Source organism: Paenibacillus zanthoxyli JH29, from assembly GCF_000520715.1.
Lineage (GTDB): Bacteria > Bacillota > Bacilli > Paenibacillales > Paenibacillaceae > Paenibacillus_AQ > Paenibacillus_AQ zanthoxyli.
The window spans coordinates 1-16,487 of sequence record NZ_ASSD01000412.1; the positions used below are offsets into that span (position 1 = coordinate 1).

19 protein-coding genes and 3 tRNA genes are annotated in these 16,487 nt (G+C 50.6%); 16 read left to right on the top strand and 6 right to left on the bottom strand.

Going from position 1 to position 16,487, the window contains the following annotated elements; all coding sequences use genetic code 11:
- The 3 genes from L691_RS0115495 to L691_RS0115505 form a co-directional block, all read left to right on the top strand.
- Window positions 1-1,037: ABC transporter substrate-binding protein (locus L691_RS0115495; RefSeq protein ID WP_025691376.1), on the top strand; the 1,037-nt coding region annotated here is incomplete at its 5' end.
- Between the two features lie 245 nt (window positions 1,038-1,282).
- Window positions 1,283-1,354, top strand: a tRNA-Glu gene (locus L691_RS0115500).
- Between the two features lie 115 nt (window positions 1,355-1,469).
- Window positions 1,470-1,552: transfer RNA gene (locus L691_RS0115505), tRNA-Leu, on the top strand.
- 114 nt (window positions 1,553-1,666) lie between these two features.
- Here L691_RS0115505 and L691_RS30730 read toward each other — a convergent pair.
- Window positions 1,667-2,293 (bottom strand): hypothetical protein, encoded by a 627-nt coding sequence (locus tag L691_RS30730; RefSeq protein WP_025691377.1) that lies wholly within the window; start codon window positions 2,291-2,293, stop codon window positions 1,667-1,669.
- A 62-nt stretch (window positions 2,294-2,355) separates the two neighbouring features.
- Entirely contained in the window at window positions 2,356-2,517 is a 162-nt protein-coding gene (locus L691_RS31370) for a hypothetical protein (protein ID WP_332249085.1), read from the bottom strand.
- A 206-nt stretch (window positions 2,518-2,723) separates the two neighbouring features.
- On the opposite strand from L691_RS31370, the gene L691_RS0115515 reads away from it, so the two are divergent.
- From L691_RS0115515 to srlD, 10 genes are all read left to right on the top strand, one after another.
- Window positions 2,724-3,092 (top strand): helix-turn-helix domain-containing protein, encoded by a 369-nt coding sequence (locus L691_RS0115515; RefSeq protein WP_025691378.1) that lies wholly within the window; start codon window positions 2,724-2,726, stop codon window positions 3,090-3,092.
- A gap of 68 nt (window positions 3,093-3,160) precedes the next feature.
- Window positions 3,161-3,243: transfer RNA gene (locus tag L691_RS0115520), tRNA-Leu, on the top strand.
- A 566-nt stretch (window positions 3,244-3,809) separates the two neighbouring features.
- A complete protein-coding gene (gene ltrA, locus L691_RS0115530) occupies window positions 3,810-5,102 on the top strand; it encodes a group II intron reverse transcriptase/maturase (RefSeq protein ID WP_025691379.1) in 1,293 nt (430 codons plus the stop codon).
- Window positions 5,103-5,316: 214 nt separating this feature from the next.
- Entirely contained in the window at window positions 5,317-6,249 is a 933-nt protein-coding gene (gene cysK, locus L691_RS0115535; protein WP_025691380.1) for a cysteine synthase A, read from the top strand.
- 219 nt (window positions 6,250-6,468) lie between these two features.
- On the top strand, window positions 6,469-7,461 hold the full coding sequence (locus L691_RS0115540; RefSeq protein ID WP_025691381.1) for a sugar-binding transcriptional regulator: 993 nt from the start codon (window positions 6,469-6,471) through the stop codon (window positions 7,459-7,461).
- 2 nt (window positions 7,462-7,463) lie between these two features.
- Complete coding sequence (locus L691_RS0115545) at window positions 7,464-7,886, top strand: transcriptional regulator GutM (RefSeq protein ID WP_036737228.1); 423 nt, start codon at window positions 7,464-7,466, stop codon at window positions 7,884-7,886.
- Between the two features lie 17 nt (window positions 7,887-7,903).
- Window positions 7,904-8,449 (top strand): PTS glucitol/sorbitol transporter subunit IIC, encoded by a 546-nt coding sequence (gene srlA, locus L691_RS0115550; RefSeq protein ID WP_025691383.1) that lies wholly within the window; start codon window positions 7,904-7,906, stop codon window positions 8,447-8,449.
- A gap of 12 nt (window positions 8,450-8,461) precedes the next feature.
- The gene (gene srlE, locus L691_RS0115555) at window positions 8,462-9,466 is read left to right on the top strand and encodes a PTS glucitol/sorbitol transporter subunit IIB (RefSeq protein ID WP_025691384.1); all 1,005 of its coding nucleotides are present in this window, start codon (window positions 8,462-8,464) and stop codon (window positions 9,464-9,466) included.
- A 23-nt stretch (window positions 9,467-9,489) separates the two neighbouring features.
- Window positions 9,490-9,855 carry a PTS glucitol/sorbitol transporter subunit IIA gene (locus tag L691_RS0115560; protein WP_025691385.1) on the top strand — a complete coding sequence of 122 codons (366 nt, stop codon included), beginning with the start codon at window positions 9,490-9,492 and terminating at the stop codon, window positions 9,853-9,855.
- A gap of 28 nt (window positions 9,856-9,883) precedes the next feature.
- Window positions 9,884-10,663, top strand: coding sequence for a sorbitol-6-phosphate dehydrogenase (gene srlD / locus L691_RS0115565; protein WP_025691386.1), 780 nt, complete (start codon window positions 9,884-9,886; stop codon window positions 10,661-10,663).
- A 110-nt stretch (window positions 10,664-10,773) separates the two neighbouring features.
- Here the strand turns inward: srlD and L691_RS0115570 are convergent, their stop codons facing one another.
- Complete coding sequence (locus L691_RS0115570) at window positions 10,774-11,253, bottom strand: glutathione peroxidase (protein ID WP_025691387.1); 480 nt, start codon at window positions 11,251-11,253, stop codon at window positions 10,774-10,776.
- A gap of 183 nt (window positions 11,254-11,436) precedes the next feature.
- Between L691_RS0115570 and L691_RS0115575 the strand changes: the two genes are divergently transcribed.
- Complete coding sequence (locus L691_RS0115575; RefSeq protein WP_025691388.1) at window positions 11,437-11,871, top strand: organic hydroperoxide resistance protein; 435 nt, start codon at window positions 11,437-11,439, stop codon at window positions 11,869-11,871.
- Window positions 11,872-11,987: 116 nt separating this feature from the next.
- On the opposite strand, the gene L691_RS0115580 is transcribed toward L691_RS0115575, so the two are convergent.
- Genes L691_RS0115580 through L691_RS0115590 form a run of 3 tightly spaced genes read right to left on the bottom strand, consistent with a single transcriptional unit; the run spans window position 11,988 to window position 15,026 of the window.
- Window positions 11,988-13,106: an ABC transporter substrate-binding protein gene (locus L691_RS0115580; protein WP_025691389.1), complete on the bottom strand. Its 1,119-nt coding sequence runs from the start codon at window positions 13,104-13,106 to the stop codon at window positions 11,988-11,990.
- 37 nt (window positions 13,107-13,143) lie between these two features.
- Window positions 13,144-13,953 (bottom strand): ABC transporter ATP-binding protein, encoded by an 810-nt coding sequence (locus tag L691_RS0115585; RefSeq protein WP_036737229.1) that lies wholly within the window; start codon window positions 13,951-13,953, stop codon window positions 13,144-13,146.
- Window positions 13,953-15,026: a FecCD family ABC transporter permease gene (locus L691_RS0115590; protein ID WP_025691391.1), complete on the bottom strand. Its 1,074-nt coding sequence runs from the start codon at window positions 15,024-15,026 to the stop codon at window positions 13,953-13,955. The genes L691_RS0115585 and L691_RS0115590 overlap by 1 nt, the downstream gene beginning before the upstream one ends.
- 359 nt (window positions 15,027-15,385) lie before the next feature.
- Here L691_RS0115590 and L691_RS0115600 point away from each other — a divergent pair, with 359 nt between their 5' ends.
- Together L691_RS0115600 and L691_RS29105 are read left to right on the top strand one after the other, a co-directional pair.
- Window positions 15,386-15,664, top strand: coding sequence for a hypothetical protein (locus L691_RS0115600; RefSeq protein ID WP_025691393.1), 279 nt, complete (start codon window positions 15,386-15,388; stop codon window positions 15,662-15,664).
- Window positions 15,665-15,919: 255 nt separating this feature from the next.
- The gene (locus tag L691_RS29105) at window positions 15,920-16,303 is read left to right on the top strand and encodes a thiol-disulfide oxidoreductase DCC family protein (protein ID WP_051459382.1); all 384 of its coding nucleotides are present in this window, start codon (window positions 15,920-15,922) and stop codon (window positions 16,301-16,303) included.
- Window positions 16,304-16,487 lie beyond the last annotated feature (184 nt).

The window sequence follows — 16,487 nt, forward strand, 5'->3', positions numbered from 1 at the left end:
AAGCTTCCTTCGGCGACTCTGCTCTGAAAGGCGCTCAACTTGCAGTTAAGGAAATCAACGATGCGGGCGGTGTCCTTGGCAAGAAGTTAGAGCTGGTTGAAGCTGATAACGCCTCGAAATCCGAAGAAGCAACACAAGCTGCGCAAAAGCTGATTACCACCGACAAAGTTGTAGCGATCGTTGGCGCAACGACTTCAACCAACACATTGGGTATCGTACCGGTTGCCCAGGAGAAACAAATTCCGCTCGTGAGCTCCTCTGCTACCAACCCGAAAGTAACGGTTGACGAGCGAACCAAAAAAGTGAACGAGTGGGTCTTCCGCGCTTCCTTTATCGATCCTTTCCAAGGACAGGTTATGGCTAACTTTGCAAGCAACACGCTGAAAGCTAAAACGGCTGTTATCTACACAGATACTTCGAGTGACTACTCTAAAGGTCTGCAAACATTCTTTGAGGAGACTTTCACAAAGAATGGCGGGAAAATCCTGAGCAAAGAGTCTTACCAACAAAAAGACTCCGACTTTAAAGCGGTGCTGACACGCATCAAAGAAGCTAACCCGGATGTTATCTACCTGCCTGGCTACTATGAAGAAGTCGGCAAAATCCTGAAACAAGCACGCGAAATGGGCATTAAGGCTCCGTTCATGGGCGGCGACGGCTGGGATTCTCCGCAGCTGGCTGAAATCGCAGGCGCGGCAGCTCTGGACAACACTTACATGTCTAACCACTATTCGCCGGAAGATACCGCTCCAGAAGTTAAGACCTTCGTTGACGCGTACAAAGCGGCCAACAGCAATGCAGTACCGGACGGCATGGCAGCCCTTGGCTATGACGCTGTTAAGCTGGTAGCTGATGCCATTACCCGTGCAGGAGCTGCTGAACCGGCGAAGATTAAAGACGCCCTGGCAGCAACCAAGGACCTGCAGCTTGCCACTGGCAAAATCTCGATGAACGAATCGCATGACCCGGTTAAAGCGGCTGTCGTACTGAAATTCGTTAACGGCAAGCAAACCTTCGAAACTAAAGTTAATCCGTAAGCCAGTTTGATCTGATCCATCTTTCGCAACAGACAATTTACTTCCAAATATCGCTTGGCCGCTTGGGATGCCGCTCCAATGGAGCGGCTATCCCTGCTACTGCTTATATCCGCGGGAAGGGCGGAGGCGGGCATATACGGCGGTGGGCATTCATAGGGCAAGCCGCCGTATTTTTTTTGAAAAAATAGTTCTTGTCAGATACTCTGGGATTTGCTATAATCATTTTTGTTGTGAAACTTAAGCACGGCCCGTTGGTCAAGGGGTTAAGACACCTCCCTTTCACGGAGGTAACAGGGGTTCGAATCCCCTACGGGTCATATCTTCTTCGTACCGGGGATGAGAACCCCCATTGGTTCGTAGAAGCTTCGACATCGTAAGGAACACTTCGCAGTCGACTCGCTTGCGAGGCGTATCCCCTACGGGTCACCATAAGCGGTAGTGGTGGAATGGCAGACACGCTATCTTGAGGGGGTAGTGGGCGTACGCCCGTGGAGGTTCGAGTCCTCTCTACCGCATAATAGTCAAGGAAGAATCCTGAGAGATCAGGGTTCTTTTTTGGATCTAAAGGGGCTTTTGAGAGGTCATATATCGTGAACTCGGGCGGAGAAGGGGCGCGCCGGTGTACGGCGTTAATCAGCCAACCGTTCCAAAGCGCCTGGATATTGGGGATACAGCTGGGCAATGCACTCGGGACAGATGTCATGGGTTAGTTCAGTATGTAGTTCCTGCTTCAGAAAACGTTCTACCGGAATCCATTCGTTGTCCTTACGGATGGATTTGCAGGAAGCGCAAATCGGCAGATAATGATATGGCTTCCGACTGAGTGTATGGGACGGCGATTTGGCTTGGTGCGGGTCTGCGGCGTGAGAAATAAAGCGGTGAGACAGCAGAACAAAAGAGATCGAGCGCTTAGTCTCTTTAGGTATAGCAAAGGCCTCAATTTGGAACCATTTTCTTCCCTTCAGGGAAGGTGGCTTGGGAAACCTGCCGCTGTAAACGAGCCGTTCCTCCGAGAAGATGGAATGGACGGCCTGGGTTAGCTCCAGCATAGAGTCCGGCGGAAGAACAAGCTCACGCATCATTTCGAAATAGTCTGTCCCCGTCCATTCGAAGCGCATGGAAAGACCCGAAGCGATACCGAAGCTCTTCCATGGTTCGTTCGCAGCGGCGATCAATCCATGTCTGTCGACAGCCAGTGAGCTGCCCGGCAGAGAGTGTATCAATCGGATGGCGAGGGATAAAGCACTTTTGGACAAAGGGATCGCTCCTTGACAGATTTCAGGATAGGATACTAAGATTAAGCAGATAAAAAGTAGGCTCAGTCATTTCGCACTTCATACGTTATGTCTGCGGTTATATCCAGCAGTTGGTTCACCATCCGGCGGTAGCGCCAGGCGCTGCGCGTTCCGTGAATTAGATTGGATAGACGGTAGGGCGGTATGCCGTGCATTTGGCAAAAGTCTTTCTGACTCAGCATCATCTCCGCCAGGCGCTGCTTGATTGTCCATCCGTATGGAGTTATGGGCTTTTTGCTGCGTATCTTGCTCACCTCTTATCGATATTACAGTCGTATGATATAATGGGCTAAAGCATAAGATTAGTTAATTATATACTTTTTTACGTCATTTTACAATAAAAAATGACTTATTTACGTAATTTGTTATCCTTTCGGAAGGCGGTCTGGAAATGCAGTCCATTTATGATCGAATTGAACTTTTGATTGAACAAAAAGGAATGACCAAAAAAGCGTTCAGTGAGCAGCTTGGCATCAGCACAGGAAATATGGGAGACTGGAAGCGGGGCAAGTCGACGCCCGGAACGCATAAACTAATCGAAATCGGCGCTTTTTTCGGCGTCAGTCTGGACTGGCTCATCTTGGGCAAGGCCTCCTCGTCCTTACTGCGCGAAGAGAGCGAGGATTATTTTTTTGAGCAAATACGGCAATCCAATTGCCATTTCGATGAACTGCAGCCCCGGGAGAAGGAGTTTATCAAGGAATATCTCGCTTTTACCGAATATCGCAGACGGAAACAGGAAGATCAACTTCCCGAATAATTAGCTTTACTTCTGAGAAAGAAGAGAGTATAATAACATGTGTTGGCCTCAAAAAAATGATTCACCGCGCGGTAGTGGTGGAATGGCAGACACGCTATCTTGAGGGGGTAGTGGGCGTACGCCCGTGGAGGTTCGAGTCCTCTCTACCGCATATAGAAAGAAGCCTTGCGCAGCAGGGCTTTTTTTGTTTTGGGGCGTGCCCAGAGGCACGCATCTTCTAGTCGGTGAAAGTCCGATCGCGGGAGGAGCCAAGTCCCCGCGTAGCTAGGATACTTGTGTATGGCGAAATCTGTGCGCAAAAGCGTATCGACGAAAGTACCAGTCAGAGACTGGGCGAGCAACATGCCAGGCCGTAACATCAAGTGAATCCTGCCGCGTCGTCAAAAAGGCCTCGCAAGAGGGGAGAGAGGATGCCGAGTCCCGCTAATATGGACGAAGGCCAAGGAAGCTGTCTGGAACTTGGAGCGGCAGCGAAGAATCCTCCGGCGTAGAGGGAACGGCATGGTTTGAATGAGGATGCAGTGAACTGGGGAGACCCTCCCCTGCACAATTTTTTTTGAAACTTGTAAAGAGGTGCTCTATAAGCCCGAAAGGTGAAGTGAGCGCCTGCAGGAAGGGAGTCCGAGGGGCTCATACTACCGAGGAACGCAGGACAACACAACCTGCGGGAGGGAAGGAGCCCTGCTTTGTTCATGTTTCTCAAGGAGGTACGAGTCAGTGAATGCCAAACGGCTAACGACACCAAAGGAAAACGTTCAAGAACTCCAAGAGAAGCTAGGTCATGCGGCCAAGGAGAGCAAGAAGCGAAGATTTCACGCGTTGTATGACAAGGTCTATCGGCTAGACATTCTGTGGGAGGCATGGCGAAGGATACGAGCCAACAAAGGTTCAGCCGGAATTGACGGAGAGACGCTGGCGGATATCGAGAAACGGGGAGAAATCCACTTTATCATAGATTGCCATCGTCGACTCAAGGAAGGGAAGTATCATCCGCAACCTGTGAAACGCCAGTACATCCCAAAGAAGGATGGGAAACAACGGCCGCTAGGTATCCCCACGGTGAGAGACCGTGTCATACAGATGGCAATTAAGCTAGTCATTGAACCCATCTTCGAAGCGGATTTTCAAGAAACGTCCTTCGGGTTCAGGCCAAAGAGAAGTGCGAAGCAAGCGCTGGATCGCATCCGAAAAGCATGCAACCGCAAAGGGAATTGGGTGGTCGACGTCGACATCCAAGGCTACTTCGACAACATCAACCAAGAGAAACTCATGAAGCTGGTGGAAATGCGAATCAGCGACAGACGAATCCTAAAACTGGTGCGGAAGTGGTTAGGCGCGGGAGTTATGGAGGAAGGTAAGGTCAGGCGCTCAGACCTAGGTACACCACAAGGAGGGGTAATCTCTCCGCTCTTGGCGAACATCTACCTGAATTATTTCGACCTTTTGTGGGAACGGCATGGCAGCAAGGTTGGAGAACTGACACGTTACGCAGATGATTTCGTAGTCATCTGCAAAACAAAGAAGGATGCAGATCGTGCGTATGAGCTCATAAGAGCGATTATGGAACGTCTGGAGTTAACCCTTCACCCAACGAAAACGCGCATTGTCGGACTATGGACAGGGGAAGAAGGCTTCGACTTCTTAGGAATGCATAACCGAAAGACAAAGGCTGAAACCTCCAAAGGACAGAGGTATTACACAACCCAACAATGGTTATGCCGCAAGGCCGAGGAGCGAATTAGGGAGGTTGTGAAGGAGCGGTTAGCTCCTCCAAGTATGCGCCATAAATCATTCCAGGATCATCTGGAATATCTGAATCCAAAAATTCAAGGATGGCGCAACTATTACTACACAGCTTATAGCCAGAGGAAGCTGGCAAAGCTGGACTGGTACATCCTACAGCGTCTCACAAGATGGTATGCCAAGAAACGCCAACGTTCTCGTTGGATGGGTTCGCTACGCGAAGTGAAATCATTGTCCATACAGTGTGGACTCAAAACGCTATTGTAATCCGTATGCACATGAATGACGAACATCGGAAAGCCGTATGAGGGAAAACCTCACGTACGGTTTGATGAGGAGGGGCTGAATTTCTTCAGCCCTTCACTCTAGCATGGCGGTTTTACAAACGATGGGAATTCCGGTATGCTCTTAATACCGGGTTTTTGCATAGGGATAGATGAACGTTTTATTTTGAAAAAACTGATTTGGGAGGTAGTACATAATGGGGAAGATCGTGAAGAGCTTGACCGAACTGATTGGAAATACGCCGCTTTTTGAATTGTCGAGCTTCAATGAGGATGGCGTGGCGGCGACCATTCTGGCGAAGCTGGAATATTTCAATCCGGCGGGAAGCGTGAAGGACCGGATCGGCTACGCTATGATCAAGGATGCCGAGGACAAGGGGCTCATTAACAAGGAGACAACCATTATTGAACCGACCAGCGGCAATACCGGCATCGGCCTTGCCTTTGCGGCGGCAGCTCTGGGCTATCGGTTGATTATTATTTTGCCCGAATCCTTCAGCATGGAGCGTCGAAAGCTTCTGAAACAGCTTGGGGCGGAGCTGGTGCTGACCCAGGCTTCAGACGGCATGGCGGGCGCAATCCGCAAAGCGCAAGAGCTGTCCGCAGAGATACCCAATTCCTATATTCCGCAGCAGTTCGAGAATCCGGCTAACCCCGATGTCCACCGGAAGACTACGGCCGAAGAAATTTGGAACGACACGGATGGAAAAGTGGATATTTTTGTCGCCGGCGTTGGTACCGGCGGTACCATCACGGGAGTCGGCGAAGTATTGAAACAGCATAATCCGCAGGTGCGGGTCGTCGCTGTGGAACCGGCTGATTCGCCTGTTCTGTCAGGCGGGAACCGGGGGCCGCATGTCATTCAGGGCATTGGTGCAGGCTTCGTGCCGGGTAACTTTAACCGGGCCGTTGTGGACGAGATCATCACGGTGAAGAATGAAGAAGCGATTGCAACGTCGCAAGAACTGGCAAGGAAGAAAGGGCTGCTTGTCGGGATTTCTTCCGGGGCTGCGGCATTTGCCGCTTATCAGCTGGCTAAACGGCCGGAAAACAACGGCAAGAACATCGTCGTCCTACTGCCGGACACCGGTGAACGCTACATTTCAACCGAATTATTTCCCGAGGAATAGAACGAGAAGCGGCATGCAAGCCGCGCAAGCAGTGGTCAACAGACCGGTCGCCGAGCAGAAATGCCCGTTGACCGGTCTTTATTTTTAACTAATAGAAAAAAGCCTGTCCGCTGTATTGACGAAAAGAAACTGTAAGCGTATACTAAAGCCACGAAGCACAAATGATAAAACACAAAGCACATATGTGCAGATAATATAAAAGGTCTGGAGAGAAAGCCGATGACAATCCATGATGAAGATAGAAGGCTGTTGGCTCAAATCGCTCGAATGTATTACCTCGACGACATGACACAGAGCGAAATTTCAAAGGCGCTGGGCATATATCGCACTTCGATCAGCCGGCTGCTTAAGAGAGCCCGGGAAGAAGGTGTGGTTCAGATCAAGATTACGGAGGGTGAAGGCAAATACGAAATTGAGGAACGTTTGGAAAGCGTATTTCAACTGAAAAGGGCAGTTGTCGTGCCCTCCAACCCTGAATTGTCTGAGCCGGGCCGGAAGAAGGCCATAGCCAGAGCTGGGGCCGAGCTGATGAAAAATGTAATAGTGGACGGCGATGTCGTAGGATTCGCCTGGGGCACTACCATGGGAAGCCTGATCGGGGAATTTACCAATTGCGAGCAGCGTTCTGCACATTTCGTTCCCCTGGTTGGGGGTCCGGGGCCGATGGAAACGAAGTATCATGTCAATGCCATCGTGTACAGCATCGCGAATGACTTCGGAGGAGAAGCGTATCTGATTGACGCAGCGGCCGTTGTGGAACGCAAGGAAACGAGAGACGAAATCGTGCAAGCGCATTATTTTCGCAAAATATCCGATCACTGGGATTGTCTTACGGTCGCGGTAGTCGGTATCGGCGCTCCCATCAGCAATTCCAACATGATCTGGACCGGATTTTACGGCGACAAGGAGATTGCCGACCTGAACCGGCATAACGCGATCGGCGATATTTGCTCTAGGTTCTACGACTCGGAAGGGAAGTTAATCGAATCCGAATTAACCGAGCGCACGATCGCCATTCCGCTGGAACGGCTTCGGAACACCCGGTATACAATTGCTCTGGCAGAATCGGTAGAGAAGGCGCCTTCCATTATCGGGGCCATCAAGGGCAAATATATCAACACCTTGGTCACCAATGAAGAAACTGCGGTAGAGATGCTCCGCCTAAGCGGCGCAGAAGAAACCACAAGCAATGAACTGAAGGGGGGTGATTAATCATGGGATTTATCATTATCGCGATGGCATTGTCCTGGCTTTTGCAAAGTGTGCTCGGGTTCCTGCAAATCAGACATTTCAACCGGCATTACACGGAACTGAGGCGGATCGGGCGAGTTGCCATCGGGAAAAAGGCGGGAAGGTTCAGGGCCGGGACCGTCGTAATGCTCGCAATCGACTCGCAGGGGAAGATTCTTAAAGCGGCTAGGATGCAGGGAGTTACGGTCTTTTCTAGAGTGCGATCCTTGAAAGGTCTGGAAGGTAAGCTGCTGCCGAAGCTGGAAGAGGGAGATCTCGCGGGGTTCGACAAGCTGACTAAGGGCGCTATCAGGGATGCCATGAGCAGCTATAAGATTATTTCAAATGGAGGTGAGCTGAAGCTTAAGAAGACCTGGATCGAAAGACTAATACCGGCGAAAAAATAACAAAATGGGGTGAAAGTATGGAAATTGTAACAAACCTGGCCAACGGCTTTATGAATCTGTTCAGGCAGGGAGGCGTGACCTTTACCAATCTGGTTACAGGAATTGTCCCGCTGCTGATTATGCTGTTGGTGGCTATGAATGCACTGATTCAACTGATCGGCCAGGAACGGGTGGAGCGAGTCGCAAGAAAATCAGCAAAAAATCCCTTTACGCGCTATTTTATCCTTCCGATTGTAGGCACTTTTATTCTTGCCAATCCGATGACCCTCTCGCTGGGAAGATTCCTGCCCGAGAAATACAAACCAAGCTACTATGCCGCCGCCTCTTATTCCTGCCACACGCATAATGGATTGTTCCCGCATGTGAATCCCGGAGAACTGTTCGTATTCCTGGGAATCGCGGCTGGCATCACTACACTGGGACTCAACACGACGGAGCTGGCGCTGCGGTACTTCCTGGTAGGGATTGTAACGAACTTTTTTAGAGGCTGGGTAACCGATCTTACCACTTCCATCGTCGAGAAACAGCAGAAAGTAAAACTGAAAGAAACCGTTAATTTGTAGGAGGTGGGAAACTTGAGTCAATACAATGCGGTTATTATCAAAGCGGGAACAGGCGGGTTTGGTGGTCCGCTCATTATCAGGCCGACTGAGGAAAAAAACAAGGTGGTCTACATAACGGGGGGGACGAAACCGGATATTGCTGACCACATCGCGGAGCTTACCGGGGCCGAACTGGTAGACGGCTTTAAAACAAGCGTGCCTGAAAAGGAAATCGCCTGCGTGATCATCGACTGCGGAGGGACACTGCGCTGCGGCGTGTATCCGCAAAAGGGCATTATGACCATTAATGTGCTTCCAACGGGGAAAAGCGGACCGCTGGCAAAGCATATTACCGAGGATATCTATGTATCCGGAGTGAAGGTTCCGGACATTGAGCCGTATGAAGGTGCTGCAACACCCCATACAGCCCAGCCCGAAAAAAGTGATGCAGAAATAAAAACTCAACCTAAGTATAGCGCAAACCAAAAAATAAGTGAACAGCAAAAGCCGAAAGGCTTGCTGGCACGGGTCGGCATGGCAATGGGCTCCATTGTAAGCGTATTCTATCAGGCGGGACGGGAAGCGATAGATACGGTCATCCGAACTATTCTGCCATTCATGGCTTTTGTGGCGATGCTGATCGGCATTATTAACGCCTCTGGAATCGGCGATGTATTCGCCAAATTTCTCTCGCCGTTCGCGGGCTCGCTGCCTGGCTTGCTCCTGATCTCGCTGGTATGCTCATTTCCGTTGCTGTCTCCTTTTTTGGGACCGGGTTCGGTCATCGCGCAAGTTGTCGGCACCCTGATCGGAGTGGAAATCGGTAAAGGAAATATCCCGCCGCATCTGGCGCTGCCTGCGCTGTTCGCCATTAATTCCCAGGCTGCCGCCGATTTCGTTCCCGTGGGACTGGGGCTGGCGGAGGCCGAGGTGGAGACGATCGAGGTAGGTGTGCCAGCCGTATTGTACGGCCGGTTTCTTACCGGGGCCCCCACGGTCTTTATCGCTTGGTTAGCCAGCTTCGGCCTGTACAGCTAATGATCTGAATGGAGGACTTTGTTATGCAAACTGTTTATCAAACCCGGATTACGCAGATCGGTTCGTCGGTGTTTGATTTTATTGAAGATAAAATCTTTGTGCTGTTCGGTGAGAACGCGCCTTCGGATGTAGCGGATTATTGTCTTCTGATCCATGTAAACGATGTGGAAGGCGAAATCGAAAAGGGAGATGTTCTGCTCCTGGATGGCGTCGAGTATACGATCACTTCGGTCGGAAGCAAAGTGGCCAGAAATTTAAAGCTGCTCGGGCATATCACTCTTCAGTTTGACGGAAGAGAAACGGAAGGGTTGCCCGGCACGCTGTATTTGGAGAACAAGGATTTTCATAAACCGGGAATCGGCGGCGAAATAAAAATTATTAGAAAATAAAAAGATCGATAAAGGAGTGCTAAGAGATATGAGTCAACGTAAAGTAGCAATAATTGCCGGCGGAGGCCAAAGTTTGGGAGAAGCGCTTTGCTATCGTCTCGCGGACGAAGGTTATGATATTGTAGTAGCTGATTTAAACGGTGAACAGGCGGAGAGCGTAGCCCGGACCGTTGAGGAACACCATGGACAAAAAGCGCTGGGTATAGCGGTGAATTTCATTCATGAACACGAAGTAATTGAGATGGTGAATAAGGCAACGGGAGCTTTTGGGCGCATTGATCTGCTGGTTTATGTGGCGGGTGTCGCTAAGAGCCGAAAAATTACCGACTTTGGCCTGGAAGATTGGAATTTAACCGTCGACGTGAATCTCACCGGATACTTTTTGTGTGCAAGAGAAGTGTCGCGAGTCATGATTGGGCAGGGCGGGGGAAATATCATCCAAATCAATTCGAAATCTGGGAAGGTCGGCAGCAAGCATAATTCGGCCTATTCCGCCTCCAAATTCGGAGGGGTGGGGCTGACGCAAAGTCTGGCGCTTGATCTGGCGGAGCACAATATCCGTGTCAACTCGATTATGCCGGGCAATCTGCTGAAATCGCCGATGTTCCAGAGCCTTATTCCCCAATATGCCCAAAAGCTTGGCATCAAACCGGAAGAGGTGGAGCAGGTATATACGGATAAAGTGCCGCTGAAGCGTGGCTGCACGTATGACGATATCGCCAATGCCGTTATCTTTTACGCTTCCGACAAGGCGTCTTACATGACGGGACAATCCATTAACGTAACGGGCGGACAGGTCATGCACTAACCGGGGGAGTGCCTTTCGGAACGAATGCAGACGAAAAGGATTGTGCAGAATTTATGATGCTGCGCAATCCTTTTTTCTTTTTCCCGAGGGGATACTGGCTGTACCGTTATTCAATCCAGCAGAGTCTTAATTTCATCTTCGATGCTTTCGGGCGTCGTCGTTGGGGCAAAGCGTTTCAGCACACGTCCTTCACGGTCAACCAGGAACTTAGTGAAATTCCACTTTATGCTTTTGGAGCCGAGCGCGCCGGGAGCCTCCTTCGTTAAATATTTGTATAACGGATGGGCGTTGTCGCCGTTAACATCGATTTTTTCATACATTGGAAAAGAGACACCGTAGTTGAGCTGGCAGAACTCCTGGATTTCCTCACTGCTGCCGGGCTCCTGCGCCGCAAACTGGTTGCTGGGAAAGCCGAGTACTTCAAAGCCGCGGTCTTTGAATTTTTCGTAAACCTCTTGGAGACCTTTGTATTGAGGAGTGAAGCCGCACTTGCTGGCCGTGTTCACAATAAGCAGCACCTTGCCTTTATACTTGGATAACGATTCATCCTGACCGCGCAGAGTACTAGCATTGAAATCATAAACGCTCATGAATGGGGTCCTCCTCTAAACTATAATATATTTATCACAATTTAATTTTAAACAATTTAGAATCACAATCAAGTCCTTTGAAGAAAAATTAAAATTTTTTGCAATTTCTCGTTTCAAATCGCGCCTCAAGTTTAATTAAAGGTAGTGACAGGGTGAAAATTGGATGATAAAGGAGACGATATTATGAAAGCATTATATACGGCTACTGCAACGGTTCGCGGCGGACGTGAAGGCTCATTTGAATCCTCTGACGGCGCATTGAAGCATAATCTCAGCATGCCTAAAGAGCTGGGCGGTTCAGGAGGAACGGGCACGAATCCCGAGCAGCTGTTTGCTGCGGGGTACGGCGCCTGCTATGAAAGCGCGCTGGCCTTTATTTCCCGTAAGGAAGGCGTCAAGCTTCAGGATGTGGAGGTTACGTCGAACGTATCCATCGGCAAAGATGAGAGCGACGGAGGATTCAAGCTGTCCGTACGGCTTGATGTAAAAATGTCGGGTGTTGACCATGACAAAGCGAAGGATTTGGCGAAAAAAGCCCATGATTTCTGTCCGTACTCCAAAGCAACGAGGGGAAATATCGAGGTGGAGCTGAACGTGCTGGAAATGAGCCATCAGTAACTTTTAGCTATGCGGACAGCCGAAATTATTGCATAAATAATAGAGACCCGTTACCGCACTAATAATGCGAAAACGGGTCTTCTGTGATTTTCTGAACGACTGAAGTTAAACCGTTATTACTCTACCGGCGGTTTGCTGTCAATGATTAGCTGCGCTTCGTCATTGGTGAGATCGTAATTCAGGAACTGCTTGTAGAAGCTTACGGTTTCTTGGACGATGTTCAGGTCGGGAAACAGATCAGGGTGCAGCGTTTTGGCCGCCCATTGGATTTGCAGCGCGGCTTCTGCGCCGTAACGGTCCCAGAGGAATGCGCCGCTCGGGTTGTTATAGACATGGCCGTTCTTAACGGCATTCACCGTCTTCCATGCGGGATCGTCCATGATGTGGTCGGTATCCGTCAGGCCGCTGCCGATCATAATATAATCCGGATTCCAGGCAACAATCTGCTCCAGACTTACCGGCTTCATGTTGCCGCTAATCTCTTGAGCGGCATTGACGCCGCCAGCTACTTCAATCCAGTTCTGGATCATCGTGTCCTTACCGTCAACCTGAAGCGGCGACAGGGACTGAATATGCAGCACCTTAGGCTTATCCGACTCGGGAATTTTGAACGTTACAGCCGTTATCTGTTCGAGCTTGCCATCGAGATAGCTGATAAAGGAATCGGCCCGGGTACGCGCATCTTCCCCGAGAATATCCCCCGTCAGCCGGAAACATTCCTTCATCTCGTCGAAATTCGTAAAGTTCAATGTTACTGTAGGAATTCCGGCATTCTCCAGAGGCTGAATCAGCGGAGAACCGGTTGATGCAAAGGCGATGTCAGGCTTGTTCTTCAGCACCTCTTCCATCTGCGCTTCGGATTTGGTGAAGGCGGTCACGGCATTTTTCATTTGCGGATTAACTTTGTACAGCCAAGGGACCGACTTGGGCGTAGAGATGGTGGACACGATTTTGCCGCCGGCTCCAAGAATGGTCACAACTTCATTATGAGCAGGCCAAGCGTCAGCAATCGTATTGATTTGCGAGGGAACTGTCACCTGACGTCCGTCGGTGTCCGTAATGGTCTTGCCCGCATCGGTTGTCGTCGGGGAGGTCGCCTGCGGAGAGGCTGCCGGGGATGCTGCGGTTCCGGTGTTTCCATTTGTATTATTGCTTCCGCATCCTGCTAGGACCAGGATTAATGCAACCGATAGTATGAGCGCCAATAAGCTTTTTTTCTTGAATCTTCTTTGCATGATAGTACCTCCTATAGCTTGGATTGGTAAAGTTTGGTTAAGACAACTCCTCAAGCCTTTGACTTCCCGTCCGCATAAGCGGAACGCATGTCTTCACTTTCTGTCCTGTGGCGGCGGTAAGTTCCGCAATCTCGACATCGATGCCGTAGGCGGATTTCAAATTTTCGGATGTTACCACCTCCTTCACAGACCCTGCCAGGAAAGGAAGCCCGCGGCGCAAGAGCACCACCCTGTCTGAGCATAAAAAGGCGTGATCCGGAAAATGCGACGTCATAACTACCGTCATTCCCCGGTTGCTGAGCCGCCGGATTTGTTCCAGCATTCGGATCTGGTTGCCGAAGTCCAGGTTGGATGTCGGCTCGTCCATTATCAAGATGTCCGGCTGCTGCGCCAGCGCCCGGGCGATCAGGACCATCTGCCGCTCTCCTCCGCTCAGCTCCGTATATACTCGATCCCGCAGATAAGTGATCTGAAGCATTTGCAGAGCCTCATCGGCAATGCTCCGGTCTTTGGAGCTCGGTGAGACGAACAGCCCAAGGTGGGCGGTGCGGCCCATGATGACCACATCGATGACGCTGAATGGAAAAGGGGCGCCGTGCGCTTGAGGGACGTAGCCAATGGAACGGGCCAGCATTTGTCTGGACCATCCTTCGGTGCTCTGCCCTTTAATTTTGACTGTTCCCCCTAAGGGTTTCAGAAAAGACAGCAAGGTCTTAAACAATGTTGTTTTGCCTGCGCCATTGGGACCGAGCAGACACATAATCTCCCCGGCCTGAACCGAAAAGGAAACCTCCTTAACAATCGGCTGACTGCCATAACCGCAGGAGAGATTCTCGATTTCCAGCATTAGTCCCACCCCCTTTTTCCAGTAAGGAGCAGCACAATGAAAAAGGGAGCCCCGATCAGGGAAGTCAGGATTCCAAGCGGAATTTCCATAGTGAGTGCGCTGCGGGCAATATCATCGACAAGCAGCAGATAGGTCGCGCCATATAGGGCGGAGACGGGCAGCAGCACTTTGTAGTTTGGCCCGACAACCATCCGCGAGAGATGGGGCACGATTAGACCTACCCAGCCGATCATGCCGCTAACGGATACAGCGGCGGCGGTCAGCAGGGTGGAGCAGATGATGGTAGCGATACGGATTCTGGCCGTATTGACACCAAGCGATTGGGCCTCCTCCTCGCCAAAAGAGAGTACGTTCAGTTTCCAGCGCAGCAGAAGAAGCGGTATCAAACCGATGAATACGAGCGGGGCAAGGATTGCCAAATCATCCAGTCCGACTAGAGACAAGCCGCCCATCAGCCAAAAGGTGATGGAGGGAAGCTTGTTGTCGGGATCGGCAGCCAGCTTAATAATCGAGGTGAACGATCCGAACACGGTGGAAATAACGATCCCGGTCAGCACCAGGGAAAGCACCGCCCCCCCTCTGCGGCTGACAAGCGATCCGATGGAGTAGGTCAGCGCCACCGCTCCAATACCGAGCAGGAAGGACAGCAGTTGAATGCCTCCCGGGCCAAGCGACAGCAGCATCGCAAGCGCTGCGCCGAATCCCGCCCCGGCGGAGGCGCCCAGAATATCCGGCGACACCATCGGATTACGGAACAAGCCCTGGTACGAAGCTCCGGCGGCAGCCAAGGCCCCGCCGACGAGCAGGGCGGCGGCGATTCGCGGAATGCGCACATTGAACAGGACGGTGCTTACGGAATCCGGTCCCGGGTCGGGCAGTCCGAGCAGGCGGGCCCGGAAGATATCCGCCATCTGGGACAGCGAGACGCTGTAACGTCCGAGCGTAAAAGAGAGGAGCAGCACGGCAATCGGCAGCCCGGCGGTCAGAACGATCCGAATCACCCGTCTGCGTTTGCCGGAGGAATTCGTCGTTTGACCCAACCTTTCGGAAGTTTGTGTCATTTTTGCGTTCATCCTTCAGCCTCCTTTTTTCTGAATTTTTCCGAAACCAAATTGAAAGCTTAAGTTTTTTACATTTTGATATAAAAGGATAAATATTGTTATGACATTTAGCATATATTCATTATTTTTATATATAATTAGACATAATTAGATCGAAAAAGACAGCGATTTTCGCGTTCATAGCCATAGCGTTCCGGGAGATTTTAATCACAGGCCGATAATCCCGATTTTTTCCTTCATTAATCTCGGCTTCAAACTCCTTCTCCGTTTGGTTGACATCCCCCCTAAAATTCTTTAAGATGTCTAAGTATCTGAACATACGGTCATTTACACATTGGATCAGCCAAAATTTAAAATAACAGGTGATGAACATGTCTTATAAACCGGTAATCACGAACGTGACGAAGGCCAGCAGCAACGACAAGGAAGGGCTGTATGAATTTATAATTAAGCTTGCTGACGGAACGGAATGCCGCGCGTTTTACCATCGGTTTCCTGAATGGAGAATGACCAACATCAGCCGACTTCTCAAGACTCCCTGCCCGATTTGCCGTAAAGACTTTATTTGTAAGTGCATGGAGGCATTCACCGGAGACTTGGAAGATCAAATGATCGGTGACAACTGGATTGAAAAGACCACTGCCGAGTAACGGTAGCGAACAGGAACCTGGAGGCGCGGGAAAATTCCCGCGTTTTTGTTTTGCCGTAAAACGGGGCAAGATAGAATATGAAGGAAGGAGAGGAGCCGGATGGCTGATGTGAGAAGCGGGCAATCCACCGAGCGGGAGATGCCGGAAGAACAAGGAAAGACGGAGAAGCAGAAAAAGGCGAATGTATCATCGGATACGAAAAAGCGGGCAGAGGCGGCAGCGCCCCAAAAATCCGTTGATACCGGCGGGGCATCCATCGTTCTGATCGACGGTGTTTGTCACTTGTGCGGGTGGCTCACGACCTTTATTATTCCCCGTGATCCCGAAGGACGTTTTCGTTTCGCGGCGCTTCAGAGTGATGTCGGGCAGCGGCTGTTGGAAAAGGGCGGACTGAACGCTCATCGGCTGGATACGGTAGTGCTTATAGAGAAGGGCAAATATTATACGGAATCGGCTGCTGCTCTACGTATTCTGCGCAGGCTTCGCTTTCCCTGGCCGGTCGCTTATCTGCTTATTGCCGTACCGGCTCCGCTGCGCAACAGGCTGTACCGGTACGTAGCCAAGAACCGCTACCGCTGGTTCGGCCGCGATGATCAGTGTCTTGTGCCTACGCCGGAGATCCGGGAGCGATTTTTGTAGTGTGCCCCCCTTCACGTTGTACGTTCGCTTGCTAGGGAGACTGAATAAGATGGCCGACTCAATTATCTCGATTTTTAAATATTGCCGTGTCCCAATTAATATGCTAGTATGACTGTGAATTATAGGAATAGTAACGGAAGCACCGTTCATTAACCGTTTGTCGCGGTTATTGGCGGGGGGTTTT

What these genes read in the sequence shown, in the direction of transcription:
- srlD (WP_025691386.1), top strand. Translation starts at nt 9,884, where the DNA reads ATGAGTCAACGTAAAGTAGCAATAATTGCCGGCGGAGGCCAAAGTTTG.
- srlA (WP_025691383.1), top strand. Translation starts at nt 7,904, where the DNA reads ATGGAAATTGTAACAAACCTGGCCAACGGCTTTATGAATCTGTTCAGG.
- L691_RS0115515 (WP_025691378.1), top strand. Translation starts at nt 2,724, where the DNA reads ATGCAGTCCATTTATGATCGAATTGAACTTTTGATTGAACAAAAAGGA.
- L691_RS0115570 (WP_025691387.1), bottom strand. Translation starts at nt 11,253, where the DNA reads ATGAGCGTTTATGATTTCAATGCTAGTACTCTGCGCGGTCAGGATGAA.
- L691_RS0115575 (WP_025691388.1), top strand. Translation starts at nt 11,437, where the DNA reads ATGAAAGCATTATATACGGCTACTGCAACGGTTCGCGGCGGACGTGAA.
- L691_RS0115545 (WP_036737228.1), top strand. Translation starts at nt 7,464, where the DNA reads ATGGGATTTATCATTATCGCGATGGCATTGTCCTGGCTTTTGCAAAGT.
- L691_RS0115585 (WP_036737229.1), bottom strand. Translation starts at nt 13,953, where the DNA reads ATGCTGGAAATCGAGAATCTCTCCTGCGGTTATGGCAGTCAGCCGATT.
- L691_RS0115590 (WP_025691391.1), bottom strand. Translation starts at nt 15,026, where the DNA reads ATGAACGCAAAAATGACACAAACTTCCGAAAGGTTGGGTCAAACGACG.
- L691_RS31370 (WP_332249085.1), bottom strand. Translation starts at nt 2,517, where the DNA reads ATGATGCTGAGTCAGAAAGACTTTTGCCAAATGCACGGCATACCGCCC.
- L691_RS0115540 (WP_025691381.1), top strand. Translation starts at nt 6,469, where the DNA reads ATGACAATCCATGATGAAGATAGAAGGCTGTTGGCTCAAATCGCTCGA.
- L691_RS0115560 (WP_025691385.1), top strand. Translation starts at nt 9,490, where the DNA reads ATGCAAACTGTTTATCAAACCCGGATTACGCAGATCGGTTCGTCGGTG.
- L691_RS0115600 (WP_025691393.1), top strand. Translation starts at nt 15,386, where the DNA reads ATGTCTTATAAACCGGTAATCACGAACGTGACGAAGGCCAGCAGCAAC.
- L691_RS0115580 (WP_025691389.1), bottom strand. Translation starts at nt 13,106, where the DNA reads ATGCAAAGAAGATTCAAGAAAAAAAGCTTATTGGCGCTCATACTATCG.
- cysK (WP_025691380.1), top strand. Translation starts at nt 5,317, where the DNA reads ATGGGGAAGATCGTGAAGAGCTTGACCGAACTGATTGGAAATACGCCG.